Origin of the sequence: Stackebrandtia sp. (genome assembly GCF_035643755.1) — a bacterium.
GTDB lineage: Bacteria > Actinomycetota > Actinomycetes > Mycobacteriales > Micromonosporaceae > Stackebrandtia.
The window spans coordinates 39,774-57,176 of record NZ_DASQPW010000283.1 but is presented as its reverse complement, the minus strand read 5'-3'; the positions used below and the strand labels follow the sequence as shown (position 1 = coordinate 57,176).

Here is a 17,403-nt window from a genome sequence, read left to right as displayed (position 1 = left end):
GACCTTGGGAAAGCAGATGTTCGACGGCCCGGCGGGCGCCGCCGCCGTTGTCGCTGTCCACATAGGCGACGTTGCGGTCGCCCACCGGGGCGCCACACAGAACGACGGGCAGTCCCGAGTCGCGCAGATGACGCGGCAGCGGGTCGTCGCCGTGCAGCGAGATCAACAGGGCGCCGTCGACATGGTGTCCCAGCAGGTACGGCTCGAGCCGCTCGCGTTCCTGTGTGGACGACGCGAGGGTGAACATGAGCCGCAGGTCGAACTCCGCCAGCTGGCGGCTGATGCCCCGGATCACCCCGGCGAAGTACGGCTCGCCCCACAGCCGGTCCTGCGACTCCGAGATCACCAGGGCGACGGTGCCGGTGCGGCGGGTCACCAGGGTGCGGGCCGCCTGGTTGGGGACGTACCCGAGCTCCTCCACCGCGCGCCGCACCGCGGCGCGGGCGCGCTCGGAGACCTGGGACGAGCCGTTGATCACCCGCGACACCGTGCCGCGGCCGACGCCGGCGCGGGCGGCGACCATGTCGAGCGTCGGCGCGGGTGTCTTGCGCATGGCGGTGGTCTCCTCGGTGTGAACGCCTGGGTCCGTACCGCCCTATTCTGCCGGACGGGCGCCGGTCGACCGCGCGATCATTTCGGCGTACCAGCGGCCGCTGTCCTTGACCAGGCGTTCCTGGGTGTCGAAGTCGACGTAGACCAGGCCGAAACGCTTGGACAGTCCCCAGGCCCACTCGAAGTTGTCCATGAGGGACCACGCGAAGTAGCCCTCCAGCGGCGCGCCCTCGGCGACGGCCCGGGCGCAGGCGTCGATGTGGGCGGCCAGGTAGTCGCGGCGCCGGGTGTCGCGCACCCGGTCGCCGTCGCGGACATCGTCGAAGGCGGCGCCGTTCTCCGACACCGCCAGCGGGATGCCGGGGTAGTCGCGGCCGAGCCGCACCAGCGTCTCGCGCAGGCCGTCGGGCTCGATGTCCCAGCCCATGGAGGTCTGCTCGGCGCTGCCGCGCACGAAACCGACGTGGTCGTTGCCGGGCCACGGCGAGCCCGCCCCGGTGGGCGCCGCCGACACCGACGCGGCGCCGTCGGAGCGCGCCGTGACGTAGTAGGGGCTGTAGTAGTTGACGCACAACAGATCGATGGGTCGGCTGATGGTCTCCAGGTCGCCGTCGCGGATGTGGCCGAAGTCGGTCACCGGCGCGAGGTCGTCCAGCACATCGGACGGATAGCGTCCCTTCAGGACCGGGTCGGCGAAGAGCCGGTTCTGGGCACCGTCGATGCGGCGCGCGGCGTCGGCGGCGTCGTCCCCGACCGCACGCACCGGGTAGAGGTTGAGCCCGATCGCCAGGCGGGGGCCGGGATCGAGAGAACGCAGCGCGCCCACCGCCAGCCCGTGGCCGAGCAGCAGGTGGTGGGCGGCGCGGACCGCGGCGGCGGGTTCGCGGCGCCCCGGCGCGTGCTCACCCGACGCGTAGCCGACGAACGCCGCGCACCAGGGCTCGTTGACGGTGATCCAGGTGCCCACGCGGTCCGACAGCGCCTCGTAGGTGAGGGCGGCGTAGTCGGCGAAGCGCCGCGCGGTGTCGCGTTCGGGCCAGCCGCCGGCGTCCTCGAGGGCCTGCGGCAGATCCCAGTGGTACAGCGTGATCCACGGCGCGATGCCCGCCTCCAGGAGGGCGTCGACCAGGCGACGGTAGTAGTCCAGGCCGCGCTGGTTGGCGCGGCCGTCGCCGTCGGGATCGACCCGCGACCACGACACCGAGAAGCGATACGCCTTCAGCCCCAGGCGTTTCATCACCGCGACGTCCTCATCGACGCGGGTGTACGCCTCGGTGGCCGACGCCGCGGTGGTGCCGTCCAGCACCCGCCCGGGCTCGTCGACGAAGGTGTCCCAGATGGACCGACCGCGCCCGTCCACGTCGACCGCGCCCTCCACCTGGTATGCCGAGGACGCCGCGCCCCATACGAAATCGGGGCCGAATTCACCGCTCATGCCTTCACCGCGCCTTCCATCAGTCCACCCACGATCTGCCGTCCAAAGGCGGCGAACACCACCACCAGGGGAACGATGGACAGCAGCGTGCCGGTGAAGATCATCGAATAGTCCTGTCCGTGATTGGACTGCGACAGCCCCCGGATCGCCACCTGGACGGTCGGGTTGTCGGGTTGCAGCACCACCAGGGGCCACAGGAACTCGTTCCAGTTCTGCATGAACGTCAGCAGCGCCAGCACCGCGATCCCGGGCCGCACCGCGGGAAGCACCACGCTGAGGTAGATCCGCCAGGTGGACGCGCCGTCCATCCGCGCGGCCTCGATGAGCTCGTTGGGCACCGCCTGCACTGTGTACTGTCGCATCAGGAATATCCCGAACCCGTTGACCAGGAACGGGAGGATCACCGCTTGCATGGTGTTGACCCAGTTCAACTGGACCATGGCGATGTACAGCGGGATGATCCCGATCTGTTGCAGCGGAACCATCATGGTCAACAACACGACGACCAGGAGGCCGGTGCGCCCGGCGAATCGCAGCCGCGCGAACGCGAAACCCGCCAGCGAGGAGATGACGACCACCGCCAGGGTCACGGTGCCCGACACGACGATCGAGTTGCCCAGGCCCGTCAGCAGGTGCGACGACTCGTCGGCCAGGGCGCGGCGCACGTTGGTGCCGAGGTTGCCGCCGGGCAGGAACGGCGGCGGCACCTGACTGGCGGCGGAGGTGTCGCGGCTGGCGATGACGACCATCCAGTACAGCGGCCACACCGACAGCACCAGCGCCACCAGCAGGGCCAGGCGGGTCAGGGGGCTGGCGCTCCACAGTCGAGTGGGGGCATGACGATTCATTTGGTACCTCGCACCCGGTTGACCAGCAGGTAATTCACCAGCGCCACGATCATGATCAGCAGGAACAGCAGCCAGGCCGCCGCGGCGGCCATGCCGTAGTTGTTGCGTTCGCGAAACGCCTGCACGATGTACAGGCTGATGGTCTGGAAGTCGCCGCGCGAGCCGCCGTCGAGGCGCCCGTCGCCGAACATCATGGGTTCGGCGAACAGCATCAGACCGCCCATGGTGGAGATGAAGACGGTGAACACGATGACCGGCTTGAGCTGCGGCACCGTGATGTGCCAGAACTGGCGCCGCGGGGACGCCCCGTCGAGGGCGGCGGCCTCGTAGAGGTCGGAGGGAATGGTCTGCATCGCCGCCAGGTAGATGATCGCGTTGTACCCGGTCCACCGCCAGTCCACCATGGCCGATATAGCCGTCCAGGATGGAAGCTTGCCCGCCGTCCAGTCGATCCGGTCGACGCCGAGTAGCGACAGCAACCAGTTGATCATGCCGTACTGGTGGCTGAACAGCTGCGAGAACACGATCGCCACGGCCACCACGGAGGTGACCATCGGCAGCAGCACGCCCATGCGCAGCGCGAGGCGGCCGCGCATCCGCCTGTTGAGGGCGTTGGCCAGCAGCAGCGCCAGCACCAGCTGCGGGACCGTCGCCATCACGAACATCCCGAGGGTGTTGGTGACGGCTCCCCAGAACCCGTCATCGCCCAGCAGGAATCGATAGTTGTGCAAACCCACGTAGGTCTTGTCGCCGGCGAGTTTCCAGTTGTACAGCGACACCCACAGCGTGAACCCGAGCGGGAACAGCCCGAACAGGGCGAACAGCAGGAAGTACGGGGAGACGAACAGGTACGGGCTGGCCTTGAGGTCGGCGCGGGCGGCGAGGGTGCCGCGCGGCGGGACCTTGGCGGTGGTGGCCATGGGGGTCCTTTCGGGCGGGGATGGCTCGCCGGGCATGCCCGGCGAGCCATTGGCGGCTACTGGGAGGTGTCGACCACCTTTTGGCCCGCCTTGACGAACTTGGGCCACGCCTCGCTCGGGGAGTAGGTGCCCTGCACCATCCCGAACAGGACGTCCTCGACGGCGGCCCGCACCGCCGAATGCAACTCCCCGAAGTAGACGGGCTTGAAGTTGCGCACCGAGTCGCCGATGATCTTGCCGGTGGGCGCGTCGTTGAAGTACTTGTCGCTCAGCTTGGCGACCTTCGGGTCCTTCTGGCCCTTGACGGAACTGGGGAAGGCGCTGATCTTCTCGAAGGCGGTGACCTGGCTGGAGGTGCTCGTCAGGTAGCTGGCGAGCTTGGCGGCCTCTTCCGGGTGCTTGCTTTGCGCGGGAACGCCGAGCCACGAGCCGCCCCAGTTGCCACTGCCTCCGGGAACGGTTGCCACGTCCCACTTTCCGGCGTTGGACTTGCCCGAGGTGTCCTTGATGACGCCCATCATCCAGGCGGGGCAGGCCATCGTGGCGAAGCCGTCGGCCTGCATCGCCTTCTTCCACTCGTCCGACAGGTTCTGGTACTTGCCGATGATCTTCTTGGAGTTCAGCGTCTTGATGTAGTCGAAGGCGGTGCGCACCGCCTTGTTCTTACCGAGCACGTACTTGTCGTGGCGGTCGAAGTAGCTGATCCCGTCGGCCTTGCCCGCCTCCTGGATCATGCGGGTGTTGTACAGCTGGTTGGGACTGTCCACGAACGCCGACTTGACGCCGGAGGCGACGAACTTCTCGCCCGCCTTGGTGAAGCCGTCCCAGTCCTTCCACATGCGACTCACCTTGTCGCGATCGGTGGGCAGACCGGCCTTCTTGAACAGGTCGGTGCGGTAACACATGGCCATGCCGCCGACGTCGGTTCCCAAACCGGCGAGCTTGCCGTCGCCGGTGTGCCCGAGCTCCCACTTCCAGGACGGGTAGTCCTTCTTGCGGGAGTTGAGGCCGTACTGCGACAGATCGGCCCACGCGTCGGACAGCGACATCATCTGGCCGACGCCCTGTTCCTCGATGCCGACCACGTCGCCGGCGCCGCTGCCCGCCTCCAGCCACTGCAGCATCTGGGGGCGGAACTCGTTGTCGTAGTCGTCGGTGACGATCTGGTACTTGACCTTGATTCCCTTGTGGTCCTTCTCGTACTGTTTGACCAGGTTGTCGTAGCCGAAACCCGCGCCGCCGAAGACCTTGACGGTCAGCACGATGTTGCCGTTGGCGTCCAGTCCGTCGTCGCCGTTGCTGCACGCGGCGGTCGCGGTGGCGACCAGCGCCAACACCGCCGCCAGGGCGACCGCACGGGTGCGGCGCAATACTCTTGTCATTTGTCCATCCCTTTCGGACGAATCGCGATCGGCGCGACTCTTCCCTCGCGACTGGGCAGCCGCGGGCCATTTTTGGGAGCGCTCCCATACAACATATGACCAATATCGAGGCGGCGTCAAGTCGCCGGCGGCAGATCTTTACAATTTCGTGATGTCTTGCAGCCAAAGGCTTCCGATCCGCATCGAGCGAGAGACCTCCCCGGAGGTCGCCGAACCCACCGTCGACGAGTTGAACAATCTGGTGAGAGACATCGGGGGCGCCGACAACCACTTCCTGGTGGTGGATCGGGTCCCGCAGCTACCCCGCCGCTTCATCCAGACATATAGAGACGGCGATGGCGCCTTCGACGTGGAGTACCGCGACGGCGCCGAGATGTACGAGACGTCCGTGGCCGATCCCGCCACGGTCGCGGCGCTGATCCTGGCCTGGGCCGCCGAGGAGGCCGACTGGAAGCGTGGCGCCGACTGGACACAGTCCTTTCAGGACTCTGACCAGCTGGTTCCCCCCGTGGACGACGAGGCCGCCGACTACGCCCGCCAGACCGCCCGCCGCTTCATCGACCACGGCTACAGCTCCTACAACGACATCCTCCAGGCCATCATGGACGGCGCGGAGCCCGACGACCCGATCATCAGGCCGCAGGCCGAGGCGATCCTGGAGCCGCTGTGGCTGGAGCGGGTCGCCGAACAGCGCTCCTGGCCCGAGGTCACCGACGCCGATCGCGTCAACGAGGTCTTCGACCAGCTGTGCCACAACGGGATCACCGCCAAGACCAACTTCACCTGCTGCATGAGCTGCGGCACCGCCGAGATCCGCGGCGAGGCCATCGAGGGCGACCGCGGCTACGTGTTCTTCCACCAGCAGGACGCCGAGCACGCCATCGACGGCAGCCTCTACCTCGCCTACGGTGCCTACGCCGACGGCGAGGCGGCGAGCCTGGCGGTGGGCCGCGAGGTGGTCGAGGCGTTCACCGCCGCGGGCATGACGACGCGGTGGGACGGCACTCTCGCACAGCGCATCCAGGTCGTCGAGCTGGACTGGAAGCACCGCCTGCGTTAACTCCCATGTGGCGGTCTCGGGGTCGACGCCGTGGGCGCGCGCGTTGGCGAAGATCGCCGCGCGCACCCACGGCGCCAGACCCGCGGCCATGGAGTTGAAATGCGCGGCGAAGCCGGGGTCGCCGGCGAACATGCGCCCCATGCACGCGTGCATCGAGTGGGTGCAGTCGAAGTAGCGCGACATCAGGGCGCGGTGCCGCTCGGCCAGCGCGTTGGCCGCCTCCGAGCCGGGTTCGACGCCGTCGCGCAGCGCCGCGGCGAGGTCGGCGTCCAGCTGGTGGGTCTCGGCGGCGACCTCCTTCCAGTCGGCGGGGCTCAGGTCGCTGGCCCGCTCCACGTATTGGACCCACTGTGGAGTGTCTCCCCACTTTTCCCCGGCCTCGTCCACCCAGGCGGGATTCCAGTCGTCGCCGAAGATGTCGACCTGCTCGCGCGGCGACAGCCGCATCCCCGTTCGCGACGCCTCCAGCATCCGATCCACCGCTCCCACCATCTTCTCCAGGTGCGTGACCCGCTCGACCAGCTGGGCGCGCTGCCTGCGCAGGTGCTCGCGGGCGTCGACGGCGGGATCGTCCAGGATCCGGCCGATGTCGGCCAGCGAGAACCCCAGCTCCTTGTACACCAGGACGCGGTGGATCCGAGCGATGTCCTCACTGGAGTAGACCCGGTAGCCCGCCCAGGTGCGCCGGCTGGGGCGCACCAGTCCGATGGCGTCCCAGTGGTGCAGGGCCTTGACGCTGACGCCGACCAGGCTGGAGGTCCCGCCGACGGTGAGGTTGTCGTCGTGGCCGCTCATCGCATCAGTCTGGCTCACGCGAGGCGCCCGGCGATGGCGCGGGCGCACTCCGGCGACGCGGTGTCGGTGGTGTCCACCTCCAGGTCGTAGCGCACGCCGCGATGCACGAGCTCGGCCTGGGACGCCGCCATCCCGGCCACCCGATCCCCGCGCGCGGCCTCGCGGCCCGCCGCCACCCGTGGGTCGCAGCGCACCCCCACCCACAGCACGTCCAGGCCGTCGAGCGCGTCCGTCCAGCGCTCCTGCGACCGCGCGCCGCCGAGGAACACCTCGTCGACGATGACGCGGCCGCCCGCGCGCGCCATCGCGGCCACGCCCGCGATCCAGGCCGCCTCCACGTCCCGAAACTCCTGCCCCACCGTGACCTCGCCGTCGGCGGCGACGTCGATGCCCGACGACGAGGAGGTCATCGACGCGGGCATCGCCTCGACCAGCGTGTCGGTGCCCAGCAGCAGCCAGGGCTCGGGCAGCACCGCCTGGAGGCACCGCCCGATGCCCGTCTTTCCCGAGCTGGATCCGCCGTTGAGAACGATCACCCGCGTGGTCATGGCGCCACATTAGGCCCGCTGCGGTGCGTCGGCAACCCGTTTGGCGGCGGATACGCTGATGGCCGCGAAGCCGTCACGCCAACGGGAGGACCCGCAGTGGAGCACGACCGGATTCCCGCCGTCGAGGCGCTGGGGCGCCAGGGCCTGGACTGGCTGCTCGGTCAGGCGCGCGCCTCGCACGGCGGGCTGGCCTGGCCCGCCAGGCCCGGCGACGACGGCGTCGCCTTCTCGCTGTACCAGGGCACCGCGGGAGTGGTGCTGGCGATGCTGGAGGGCCAGCGACACTTCGGCGACGACCGCTACGGCGACGCGGCCCTGCGCGGGGCCCGCGCGGTCGCGGGCGCCATCGACGACGGGGCGGACTCTTCTCTGTACAGTGGACTATCGGGCTTCGCGTTCGTCCTGAACGCCGTCGCCGATGTCTTGGGAGACAATGACAGCCGCGTGGCGGCGACGCGCGCGCTCGCGGTGGTCCGCGAGGAGTTCGACGGCCGGCGCTGGGGCGAGTTCTTCGAGCTGCTGCTCGGCAACGCGGGCATCGCGACCGCCGCGCTGGCGTGCGGCGACGTGGATCTGGCCGTGCGCGCCGTGGAGCCCTATGTGGATGCCGCGGAGCCGACAACCCGTGGCGTGCAATGGGAACCGCGCCAGGACTCCACGTACCGCATGCACCACTTCTCCCACGGGACCCTCGGCGTCGCGTACGCCCTGGCCGCCGTCGGCGACGCCGCGGGCCGCGCCGACCTCACCGAACTGGCGCTGGCGGGTGTCGCCGATGTCCTGCCCCGCAACGAGGACGCGCCCGACGGCTTCCTGGTCCCCCACTCCGACCCGCCCCACCCCAACGACCTCACCCCCCGCTACAGCTACGGCTGGTGCCACGGCCCCGCCGGCGACGCCCAGACCTTCCGCCTGCTCGCCGCCCTCACCAAGGACCCACAGTGGACCGCTCTGGTGGAGTCCTGCTGGCACACCATCGCCGCATCCGGCCTGCCCCAACGACTCGAGCCGGGCTTTTGGGACAACAACGGCCGCTGCTGCGGCACCGCCAGCGTCCTCTCCCTGGCCTGCGATCGCCGGGCCGACACCGCCGCCGACCTCGACTTCGCCCACGTCCTGGCCGCCGATCTGCTCCAACACGCCACAGTCGACGATCGCGGCGCCCGCTGGTCCAATGTCGAACACCGCGCCACCCCCAGCCGCCTCGAACCCCACACGGGCTGGGGACAGGGAAACGCGGGAATCGTCCGCGAGCTGCTGCGCTACGTCCGCGCCGCCACCGACCGCGACCCCCGCCACGCCGCCCCGCTGCCCGACCATCCGTCGGCCGACCGCGCCGCGTGACGGCCCCGGCGCCGCGGGCGTCGGCCATAATTCCCACATGACCGACGAGGGCCCCTGGCATGTACTGATCTTCGAACACACCCAGCGGGGCCGCCTGCTGTCCCAACAGATCCATGTCGGCGACGATCGGACGGCCGCCCGAGAGAAGGCCATGAGCCTCGCCCTGGGCTACGAGCCGACGCGTCCGGTCTGGATCAAGTCACGCGACGTGTTCATGGCATCCGTGGACTCCTGGGTGATCCAGGTCCACGGCGCCACCGTGAGCTCCGACTTCGAGGTCCAGGTGGCGCGCCTGATCGCGCAGCGTGACCGCTGACCGACCGTCCACATACGTCACATCTCGGGAAGGCTTGAAATCGGCGCCATGATGCGTAACATACGGGCCACCTGCTAGCCCGAGGAGTGTCCATGCCCGACGACAAGACTCAGCCGCCCGAATCCACCTCACCGCTGGCCCCGCCCACCAGCACTCGGCGAGCGATTCTCAACACCCTGCGGGGTTCGTCGGGAAACCTCGTGGAGTGGTACGACGTCTACGTCTACACGACCTTCGTCCCGTTCTTCGAGAAGCAGTTCTTCGGTACCGCGGACACGAAGACCCGGATCTACGCCTACGCGATCTTCGCGGTCACGTTCCTGATGCGCCCCGTCGGGTCGTGGTTCTTCGGGCGCTACGCCGACCGCCACGGGCGCCGCAGCGCCCTGTTGTTCAGCGTGTCGGTGATGGCGGCGTGTTCGTTCATCATCGCGATCATGCCGACCTACGACACGCTCGGCATATTCGCCGCGATCGTCCTCATGCTGTGCCGCCTGGTGCAGGGCTTCGCGACCGGCGGCGAGTACGGGACGTCGGCCACCTACATGTCCGAGGCGGCGACCCGCTCCAAGCGCGGATTCTTCTCCTCGTTCCAGTACGTGACGCTGGTCGGCGGCCAGGTGCTGGCCCAGTTGACCCTGCTGATCCTGTTCGCGTTCCTCACCGACGGCGAGCTGAAGGACTGGGCGTGGCGGGTGCCGTTCGCCATCGGCGGCGTCGCCGCGCTGATCGTGTTGTGGCTGCGGCGTTCCATGGACGAGTCCCTGTCCGAGGAGCACCTGGAGGCGACCCGTTCGGGCGCCGACCGCCAGTCGGGTTCGCTGCGGGAACTGTTCACCAAGTACTGGAGCCCGCTGCTGCTGGTCTTCCTGATCACCATGGGCGGCACGCTGGCGTTCTATGTGTACAGTGTCAACGCCCCCGCCATCGTGAAGAGCACGTACGCCGACGAGGCGGTCACGGCGACCTGGGTGAACCTGATCGGACTGATCTTCCTGATGTGCCTGCAACCGGTGGGCGGCTGGATTTCCGACCGCATCGGACGCAAACCGCTGCTGGTGTTCTTCGGCGTCGGAGGCGTGATCTACACGTACTTCCTGCTCACCTACCTGCCCAAGACCACCAATCCCTTCGCCACCTTCGGGTTGCTGGCCGTCGCGTACATCATCCTGACGGGCTACACGTCGATCAACGCGCTGGTGAAGTCCGAGCAGTTCCCGGCCCGGGTGCGGGCGCTGGGGGTCGGCCTCGGGTACGCCGTGGCCAACTCGGTGTTCGGCGGGACCGCCCCGCTGATCTTCGAGGCGATGAAGGCGGACAACATGGTGCCGCAGTTCATCATCTACGTCACCGTCACCATCGCGATCTCGCTGGGCGTGTACATCTTCTGGCTGCGCAACCGCGGCACCACCTATTTGGACACCGAGTCGGGGCACGCCTTCGAGGAGGCCGCGAAGTCCTGACCGGCCCTACATGACGTAGGGATAATCGACCGTCACCGAGAGTGGCCATGCCCTTCATGCACCATGGAAGGCATGGCCCTCGCGACCAGACCGGCGACCATCGCACTCGTGGGTATCGACGGTGCGGGCAAGACCACCCAGGCCGCCCGCCTGACCGACTGGCTGGCCGACCTCGGCCACCCCGTGCGCTATCGCCTGGCCGCCAACGGACGCCGCGTGATGGGCAACACCGCGCGCCGCCTCGGCCGCGCCGACTCGGTCGCGCTGCTGGGTCCCCGGCTGACGATCCGCGCCGAGACCTGGCTGCGGCACGCCAATCTGGCCGCGGTCGGCAATGGCGACATCCTGGTGGCCGACCGCTACGACGTGTGCCAATACGCCAGGACCCGCATGGTGTGCCCGGACCTGGAACCCTGGGTGCGGCGGCGCCTGGGACGCCTGCAACGCCCCGACATCACCATGTACTTCGCGGTGCCACCGGAGGTGGCGCAGCACCGCGTGCAGACCCGCGGCATCGACGATGAGCCCCTGGATCGCCTGCGCGCCTTGGATCGCGCCTACCGATCGCTGCCCGAGGCCGCGGGGTTCACCTATGTCGACGCCAGCGCCCGGGTCGACGCGGTGTCGGACATCGTGCGCGAGGCGGTCCGCGACGCCGTGCCGCACCTGTTCGTCGCCGCCGAATGACCCGGGTCGACCCCTGGCAGCCACTATGGTCGGGGGGAAGCCGACCGCTCACCACGGCAGGGGGTCGCCATGCCACGCTCGAGCCATCACGTCGACGTCTCCCACCCCGACAAGGTGATGTACCCCGACGGGGGCGTCACCAAGCGCGACGTCGTCGACTATTACCGTCGCATCGCGCCGGTCATGTTGCCGCACATCGTCAACCGGCCGGTGACCCGGATCCGGTATCCGAACGGGACGGGCGAGAAGTCCTTCTACGAGAAGAACGCCCCGAAGTCCACGCCCGATTGGGTCCGCACGGAGAACGTCGCCACGCCGGGCTCCACCAAGGGACGCGACTCGCTCGACTACGTCGTGGCCGAGGACGCCGAATCGCTTGCCTGGATGGGAAACCAGGCCGCCCTGGAGCTCCATGTGCCACAGTGGCACTTTCGGGGGCACCGCTCCAGCGACCGCCCCGACCGGCTGATCGCCGACCTCGACCCCGGACGCGGCGCGGGGCTCGACGAGTGCGTCGCCACGGCGCGGCTGCTGCGCGACCGCTTCGCCGCCGACGGACTCGACCCGTACGTCAAGAGCTCCGGCAAGCACGGCATCCACGTGTGCTGCCCGATCGCCGGAACCCAGACCGACGCCACGGTCTCGGCGTACGCCAAGTCCGTGGCGGTCCAACTGTCCACCGAGCACCCGTCGCTGGTGACCGCGCGCATGCCCAAGGCGGAGCGCGAGGGGAAGGTGTTCATCGACTGGAGCCAGAACAACGCCGCCAAGACCACGGTGGCCCCGTACTCGCTGCGGGGCCTGAATCGGGCGACGGTCTCGGCCCCGTTGACCTGGGACGAACTCGACGACCCCCGAATGCTTCCTTTGGGGCCCAATGATGTGCTGGATCGGGTGGAGAAGAGCGGCGACCTGTGGTCGCCGCTGCTGGAGCCGGGTCCGACGGTGCCGAAGGTCGACGGCTGAGCGGAGGGACGGTGCGGTGCGACCAACTGAATGACGCACCGCACCGTCCTTTATCCCCTTACCCAGAAGGTCGCTCGCCCGTCCCACCCCAGAGGACGAGGGCGGCGACCGATCGCGAGGCTTGTGTGCTCATGCGAGCCCGTCCCGTGGCTTCATGGGGTTCTCCATGAGGATCTTGAACTGCTCAAGGTCGCGCTTGAGGCGCAGGTTGATGACCCCGAGCTTGTCGGCGGCGTTCTCCACGAACCCCTCCGGGTCGATGTCGACCTCGGCGGTGATCTGGGTCGCGTGGTCGCCGAGGGGCTTGAATTCCACGCTCCCCGCGTGACGCGGTCCGTCGACCGAGGCCCAGGCGACGCGCCTGTCCAGCTCGACGGACAGCACCCGCGCGTCGAAGTCGCGGGTCACTCCGCCGATGTCGATGGTCCAATGTGTCATTCCGTCGCCGATCATGTCCACGTTGCGCACGCCGTCCATGAATCTCGGCAGCTCCTCGAATCTCGACCACTGCGCGAACGCGTCCGCGGCCGGGACGTTGACCGTGGTGCTTTCGGTGACGTTTCCCATGTCGTGCCTCCAAACCGGTTCCATGTCGAGTGGTCATCGGTATGGGAGGGTTGTACCCCGACACGGCCGGGCTAAACCCGTTCGCGGCACTAAATGTCAGGCCCGTCTTCGTGCCAGCAGCAGGCCCGCGTCGGACCCGATCGGGTCGGCGCGACCTTCGCGCAGCGCCCGGTCGACCTCGTCCGCCGAGCGCCGCGTCGCCGCCTCACACAGCGCGTCGAAGGGCCTCGCTCGTCCGTCGGCCCCCAGCAGGCCGTCGGTGTACATGAGGATCTGATCGCCGCGCCCCAGCCGCGTCTCATTGGACGGATAGGACGCCGAGCGGGACGCGCCCAGCGGCAGTCCCAGCGATCCCGATGCCGGCGGCGCGGCCCGGCCCTCCTGAACCACGACGGGGGCCGACCGCCCCGCCGTGACCCAGGTGACCGTCGGCGATCCGTCATCCAACCGCGCCATCGTCATCGTGGCCGTCCGTTCGGGGGCCAGGGACGCGAACAGGGTGTTGGCCGCCGCCACGCCGTCGCCGGGATCCCATCCCGCCAGGGCGTAGGCGATGGCGGCGTGGCGCAGCAGCAGCATGGCCGCGGTCGGGTCGTCCCCATTCACCTCACCGAGGACGAGGGCGACACCGCCGGGGGGAAGCGCCATGACGTCGTACCAGCAGCGAGCCGCGGCGTTGGACCCGTGGCGGAGGTGTCCGGTGATGTCGAACCCCGCGGTCGTGCCGTGCGCCGACAGGGGCCGCAGCATCTCGGTGGCGATACCGCGCAGCTTGTCCCGCTCGCCGCGCGACGCGGCGGCCGAGACCCGTTCCCGCCGCAATCGGGTGCGCAGCCGATGGAACCGGGTGACGTCCCGGCAGGCGCCGCGGATGAGGCTCACCTCGCCGTCGGCGGTGCGGTCGGCGCGAATCTCCACAATGAAGTACCGGCCCTCGAGGGCGCCGGTGCCCCTGAGCTCCCGGCGCAGCGTGTTTCCCGAGCGCAGACCGTTGGCGTCGGCGAGGAGCGTCGCCTGGTCCTCGGGGTGAATGAGCGCGGCGATCGCGTCGGGCGGGGGCACGCCCTTGGCGGGGTCGAGCCCCGTGATGCGGTACATGCCCGGCGTCCAGTGGCTTTCGGCGGTCTCCAGGTTCAGCGAGAACGCCCCGGTGCCGAACGCCTCCTCGGCCAGCAGAAGCGCCTCGTGGCGCTGGGTGGCCTCGGGCACGACGGTCCAGGTGACGAGCACCCGGTTCCACACCCGACTCGCACGAACGTCCACATGGTACGTTCGCTCGCGGCCGCGGCGCGTCGTCGTCACGGCGACGTCGCCGAGCTGGCGCGGCTTCCCGTCGCTCAGCGTCTCGGCGAACGCGGGAAACAACAGCCGCGATCCCACGTCGGGAAGGGCCGTCAGGAGCCGGGCCGGTCCGCCGGCGGCGGTGGTCGCGACCGTCGACGCGGCCTTGTTGGCGCGCTCGGCGTCGAAGTCCACCACTCGGCCGTCGTCGCCGAACCGCGGCGCCAGCAGGACCGCCGGGGCGCTCAGCGCCGACATGAAGATCGAGGCCAGGCCGACGTCGACCGAGTCCTCGCTCAGCGAGGTTCCCGTGAACGACTCCGGGCGCGCGGCCAGCTCCTCGCACCGTCGCGCCGCCGGGCCCGCCAGCCACAGCAGCTGCGACCTCTTGCTCTCATCCATCTTCACGGGTTCGGGCCAGGTGACCTCCAGGGCGCCGATCACGGCATCGCCACTGGTCAAGGGCATCGCCACCAGTGCCTCATGTGGACGATCGGCCACGACCGGGTACTGCTGGGACATCGCCTCCATGTCGAACAGGAACACCGGTGCCCTCTTTCGCACCGCCGCCACGATCGGAACGTTCTCGATCGGGGGCAGCCGGTCCCACTGGCTCCTGGAGGTGACGGACAAACCGGCGGCGCCCACCAGACGCAGGGCGCCGTCGCCCTCCAGCAGCATGACGATGACGTTCGCGGGCGCGGGCCAGGCCGCCGTGGCCACCGTGATCGAACCCGCCAGTTCGTCGAAGCTGGTCGCCGCGGAGATCCGGGTGCCGATCAGCCGCAGTTCGGTGCGAAGAGCGGTGGGATCGACGGGGAGGGCCGTGACGGCCAAGGAGTCCGCTGTCGACGGAATGTCGGGCGGTTCGTCCGGCGCGACGCCCCGGGCATCGGGCAGCTCGGGCTGTCGCCGCGCCACGATCGCCGCCGCGAGCTCGACGACCTTGACGTTGCTTCGGGTCGACAGCTCCACCAGATGGCCGAACGCCTCCTCGGGATCGGTCGACAGCCGCTCGGCCATCATTCCCTTGGCCTGTTCGATGACGGCGCGGTTGCGCATCGCCTCGCGCAGCCCGTCCCGCTCGGACCGCAGCCGGTCCACCGTGCGCGCCAACGCGTCCATCGATTCCGCCGTGCCGCCGTCCTCGGACATGGATATAGCGCACCAGACATGCCGCCTCTTGTCCAGCCCGCGGCGCCGCCGTTGTACGGTGAAAGATCACGACCGGTTTCGCCGCAGTGGCGGGTCAAGACACGGCCCCGCGGCGCCGGGATCGTCTTCGCGACGCGCATGTCGCGCTGAAGGTGGTCAAACCACGGGCACCGAAGCGAAACTCCTGACGGTGACCGCGCCTGGCGCGGGGTCACGCGTCGTTCGTTGGAAGTGGTGACCATGTCATCAACAACCATGACCGCATCGCACCCGTCCACCACCACCCCTTCCCGGGGAGAGGCCATCGACCGCGAGGTCGTCCCCGTCCTGGAGGAGCTCGTCGAGCTTCCCCGCCGGGATCCCCACCGCCGACGTCTGCGCAATTCCGTCGTGGAAAGCGCCATGCCGCTGGCCGACCGCCTGGCGCGGCGCTTCGAGCACCGCGGCGAACCGCTGGAGGACCTCACCCAGGTGGCGCGCCTGGGCCTCATCAACGCGGTGGACAACTTCAAGACCGGCCGCGGAGCGGGGTTCACGCGTTTCGCCGTCCCCAGCATTCTCGGCGAGATCAAGCGCTACTTCCGGGACAAGGGCTGGATGGTCCGGGTCCCGCGCCGGCTCCAGGAGACCCGTCTGGCCTTCAACGAGTCGTGCTGGCACCTGCCGCAGCGCCTGGGAAGAACCCCCACCGTGGAGGAACACGCCGCGTACCTGGGGCTTCCGGTCGAACAGGTCCGGGCCGGCATCGACTGCGTCAACGCCTACGAGGCGACCTCGCTGCAGATACCGGCGCACCAGGACTCGTCGACACAGCTGGCCGAGGCGCTGGGCGACGACGACCCGGCGATGGCCTCGGCCGAGGCCAGGATGCTACTGCGTCCCCTCATCGAGGAACTGCCCGAGCGCGAACGCCGCATCCTGGTGCTGCGATTCGTCGACGACCTGCGGCAGACCGAGATCGCGCAGCGCGTCGGCCTGTCCCAGATGCACGTCTCGCGCCTGCTGCGGCAGATCCTGACGCGGCTGCGCGCCGGTCTGGACGCATGAAAAACGCCACAGCGGGTACCCCCCGATACAGACACCACGACGAAGAGGAAGGACCACCATGATCGCGAACATTTCCGGCATCATGACCCGCGATCCGATCTGCGTCGACCCGGGCCTGTCGGTGTCGGCGACCGCCTCGATCATGCGCGACAACGACATCGGGGCGGTGGTCGTCACCAACGACGGGCACGTCACGGGAATCGCCACCGACCGGGACCTCGTGACCAGGGGCCTCGCCGAGGGGATCAACCCGGTGGACACGCCGGTGGGAAACCTGACGACGCCCGCCGCGACCTGTCTGGGCGAAGAGTCCTCCACCGCCGACGCCGTGCGCCAGATGCGCGAGGAGGGCATCCGGCGGTTGCCGGTGTGCGACTCCACCGGAAGGCCGGTGGGAATCGTGTCGCTGGGCGACCTGGCCGAATACATGGATCCCGCGTCCGCGCTGGCGGACATCAGCTCCGCGGCGCCCTCGCCCTGAGGGCCGCGGTTCACGAGGTTCCCACCCTCACGCAACCTCCCGCCTCGAGATCTCGAGGCGGGAGGTTGTCGTTCGCGCGGTGTCAGGAGCGGCCCACGGCCCTGGCCAGTTCGTCCTTGTTCATCTTCGACCGGCCCTTGATGTTCCTGCGGCGCGCCTCCTGATACAGCTGGTCGCGGGTGCGGCCCTGCGGGCCGACGCGCCCGCCCGACCGCTGACCGCCGCGACGCCCCGGCGACATGTCCTCCTTGGACAGACGGCTGCCGGAGCGGGCCTCCCCGGTGCGCGCCCGTTCCTTGTTGACCGTGCGGGCGGCGATCTCCTCGGCGCGGTCCTGGCCGGCGCCGCGCTGGCGCTGGCTGTCCTTGATCTTCTTGTACTGCCGTTCGCGTTTGTCGCTCCAGTGTCGAGTTGGCATGTGCGCCTCCTATTCGCGGTGGTTCGGCACCATTTCTCGCATCTTGGTGAGCACGCCTTCCTTCAACACGTCCCAGGCGTTCTCATCACCCTTGATGAGGGCCGCCGTCATCGATTTCACCTGTTCGAAGCTGGCCGC

Annotated in this window: 17 protein-coding genes and 1 pseudogene; 8 read left to right on the top strand and 10 right to left on the bottom strand. The window is 69.2% G+C overall.

Features of this window, described 5'->3' with window-relative positions; genetic code table 11:
* The 5 genes from VE172_RS22200 to VE172_RS22180 all read right to left on the bottom strand — a co-directional run.
* Positions 1–553 (bottom strand): LacI family DNA-binding transcriptional regulator (locus VE172_RS22200; RefSeq protein WP_324804188.1); only part of this gene is annotated, 553 nt, incomplete at its 3' end.
* Between the two features lie 42 nt (positions 554–595).
* Positions 596–1,987: a GH1 family beta-glucosidase gene (locus VE172_RS22195; RefSeq protein WP_324804187.1), complete on the bottom strand. Its 1,392-nt coding sequence runs from the start codon at positions 1,985–1,987 to the stop codon at positions 596–598.
* Positions 1,984–2,835, bottom strand: coding sequence for a carbohydrate ABC transporter permease (locus tag VE172_RS22190; protein WP_324804186.1), 852 nt, complete (start codon positions 2,833–2,835; stop codon positions 1,984–1,986). Before VE172_RS22190 ends, VE172_RS22195 begins: the two co-directional genes overlap by 4 nt.
* Complete coding sequence (locus tag VE172_RS22185; RefSeq protein WP_324804185.1) at positions 2,832–3,755, bottom strand: carbohydrate ABC transporter permease; 924 nt, start codon at positions 3,753–3,755, stop codon at positions 2,832–2,834. Before VE172_RS22185 ends, VE172_RS22190 begins: the two co-directional genes overlap by 4 nt.
* A 56-nt stretch (positions 3,756–3,811) precedes the next feature.
* Positions 3,812–5,137, bottom strand: coding sequence for an ABC transporter substrate-binding protein (locus VE172_RS22180; RefSeq protein ID WP_324804184.1), 1,326 nt, complete (start codon positions 5,135–5,137; stop codon positions 3,812–3,814).
* Between the two features lie 151 nt (positions 5,138–5,288).
* Between VE172_RS22180 and VE172_RS22175 the strand changes: the two genes are divergently transcribed.
* Positions 5,289–6,197 (top strand): DUF6891 domain-containing protein, encoded by a 909-nt coding sequence (locus tag VE172_RS22175; protein WP_324804189.1) that lies wholly within the window; start codon positions 5,289–5,291, stop codon positions 6,195–6,197.
* Here the strand turns inward: VE172_RS22175 and VE172_RS22170 are convergent.
* Positions 6,198–6,992: pseudogene (locus VE172_RS22170) on the bottom strand (MerR family transcriptional regulator); the annotation flags it as partial.
* 14 nt (positions 6,993–7,006) lie between these two features.
* On the bottom strand, positions 7,007–7,540 hold the full coding sequence (gene cpt, locus VE172_RS22165) for a chloramphenicol phosphotransferase CPT (RefSeq protein ID WP_324804183.1): 534 nt from the start codon (positions 7,538–7,540) through the stop codon (positions 7,007–7,009).
* A gap of 96 nt (positions 7,541–7,636) precedes the next feature.
* On the opposite strand from cpt, the gene VE172_RS22160 reads away from it, so the two are divergent.
* The 5 genes from VE172_RS22160 to ligD all read left to right on the top strand — a co-directional run bounded on the left by VE172_RS22160 (position 7,637) and on the right by ligD (position 12,316).
* Positions 7,637–8,884: a lanthionine synthetase LanC family protein gene (locus tag VE172_RS22160; protein WP_324804182.1), complete on the top strand. Its 1,248-nt coding sequence runs from the start codon at positions 7,637–7,639 to the stop codon at positions 8,882–8,884.
* Positions 8,885–8,921: 37 nt separating this feature from the next.
* Positions 8,922–9,200, top strand: a complete 279-nt coding sequence (locus VE172_RS22155) for a hypothetical protein (protein ID WP_324804181.1) — start codon at positions 8,922–8,924, stop codon at positions 9,198–9,200.
* 92 nt (positions 9,201–9,292) lie between these two features.
* Positions 9,293–10,663: an MFS transporter gene (locus VE172_RS22150; RefSeq protein WP_324804180.1), complete on the top strand. Its 1,371-nt coding sequence runs from the start codon at positions 9,293–9,295 to the stop codon at positions 10,661–10,663.
* Positions 10,664–10,771: 108 nt separating this feature from the next.
* Positions 10,772–11,350, top strand: coding sequence for a dTMP kinase (locus tag VE172_RS22145; RefSeq protein WP_324804179.1), 579 nt, complete (start codon positions 10,772–10,774; stop codon positions 11,348–11,350).
* Between the two features lie 69 nt (positions 11,351–11,419).
* The gene (gene ligD / locus VE172_RS22140) at positions 11,420–12,316 is read left to right on the top strand and encodes a non-homologous end-joining DNA ligase (RefSeq protein ID WP_324804178.1); all 897 of its coding nucleotides are present in this window, start codon (positions 11,420–11,422) and stop codon (positions 12,314–12,316) included.
* Positions 12,317–12,445: 129 nt separating this feature from the next.
* Here ligD and VE172_RS22135 read toward each other — a convergent pair whose 3' ends face one another.
* Complete coding sequence (locus tag VE172_RS22135) at positions 12,446–12,883, bottom strand: SRPBCC family protein (RefSeq protein ID WP_324804177.1); 438 nt, start codon at positions 12,881–12,883, stop codon at positions 12,446–12,448.
* A 96-nt stretch (positions 12,884–12,979) separates the two neighbouring features.
* On the bottom strand, positions 12,980–15,319 hold the full coding sequence (locus tag VE172_RS22130; protein WP_324804176.1) for a SpoIIE family protein phosphatase: 2,340 nt from the start codon (positions 15,317–15,319) through the stop codon (positions 12,980–12,982).
* 255 nt (positions 15,320–15,574) lie between these two features.
* Here VE172_RS22130 and VE172_RS22125 point away from each other — a divergent pair, with 255 nt between their 5' ends.
* On the top strand, positions 15,575–16,366 hold the full coding sequence (locus VE172_RS22125) for a SigB/SigF/SigG family RNA polymerase sigma factor (RefSeq protein WP_324804175.1): 792 nt from the start codon (positions 15,575–15,577) through the stop codon (positions 16,364–16,366).
* 58 nt (positions 16,367–16,424) lie between these two features.
* Positions 16,425–16,847, top strand: a complete 423-nt coding sequence (locus tag VE172_RS22120; protein ID WP_324804174.1) for a CBS domain-containing protein — start codon at positions 16,425–16,427, stop codon at positions 16,845–16,847.
* A gap of 82 nt (positions 16,848–16,929) precedes the next feature.
* On the opposite strand, the gene VE172_RS22115 is transcribed toward VE172_RS22120, so the two are convergent.
* Positions 16,930–17,265 (bottom strand): plasmid stabilization protein, encoded by a 336-nt coding sequence (locus VE172_RS22115; RefSeq protein WP_324804173.1) that lies wholly within the window; start codon positions 17,263–17,265, stop codon positions 16,930–16,932.
* Positions 17,266–17,403: the final 138 nt, after the last annotated feature.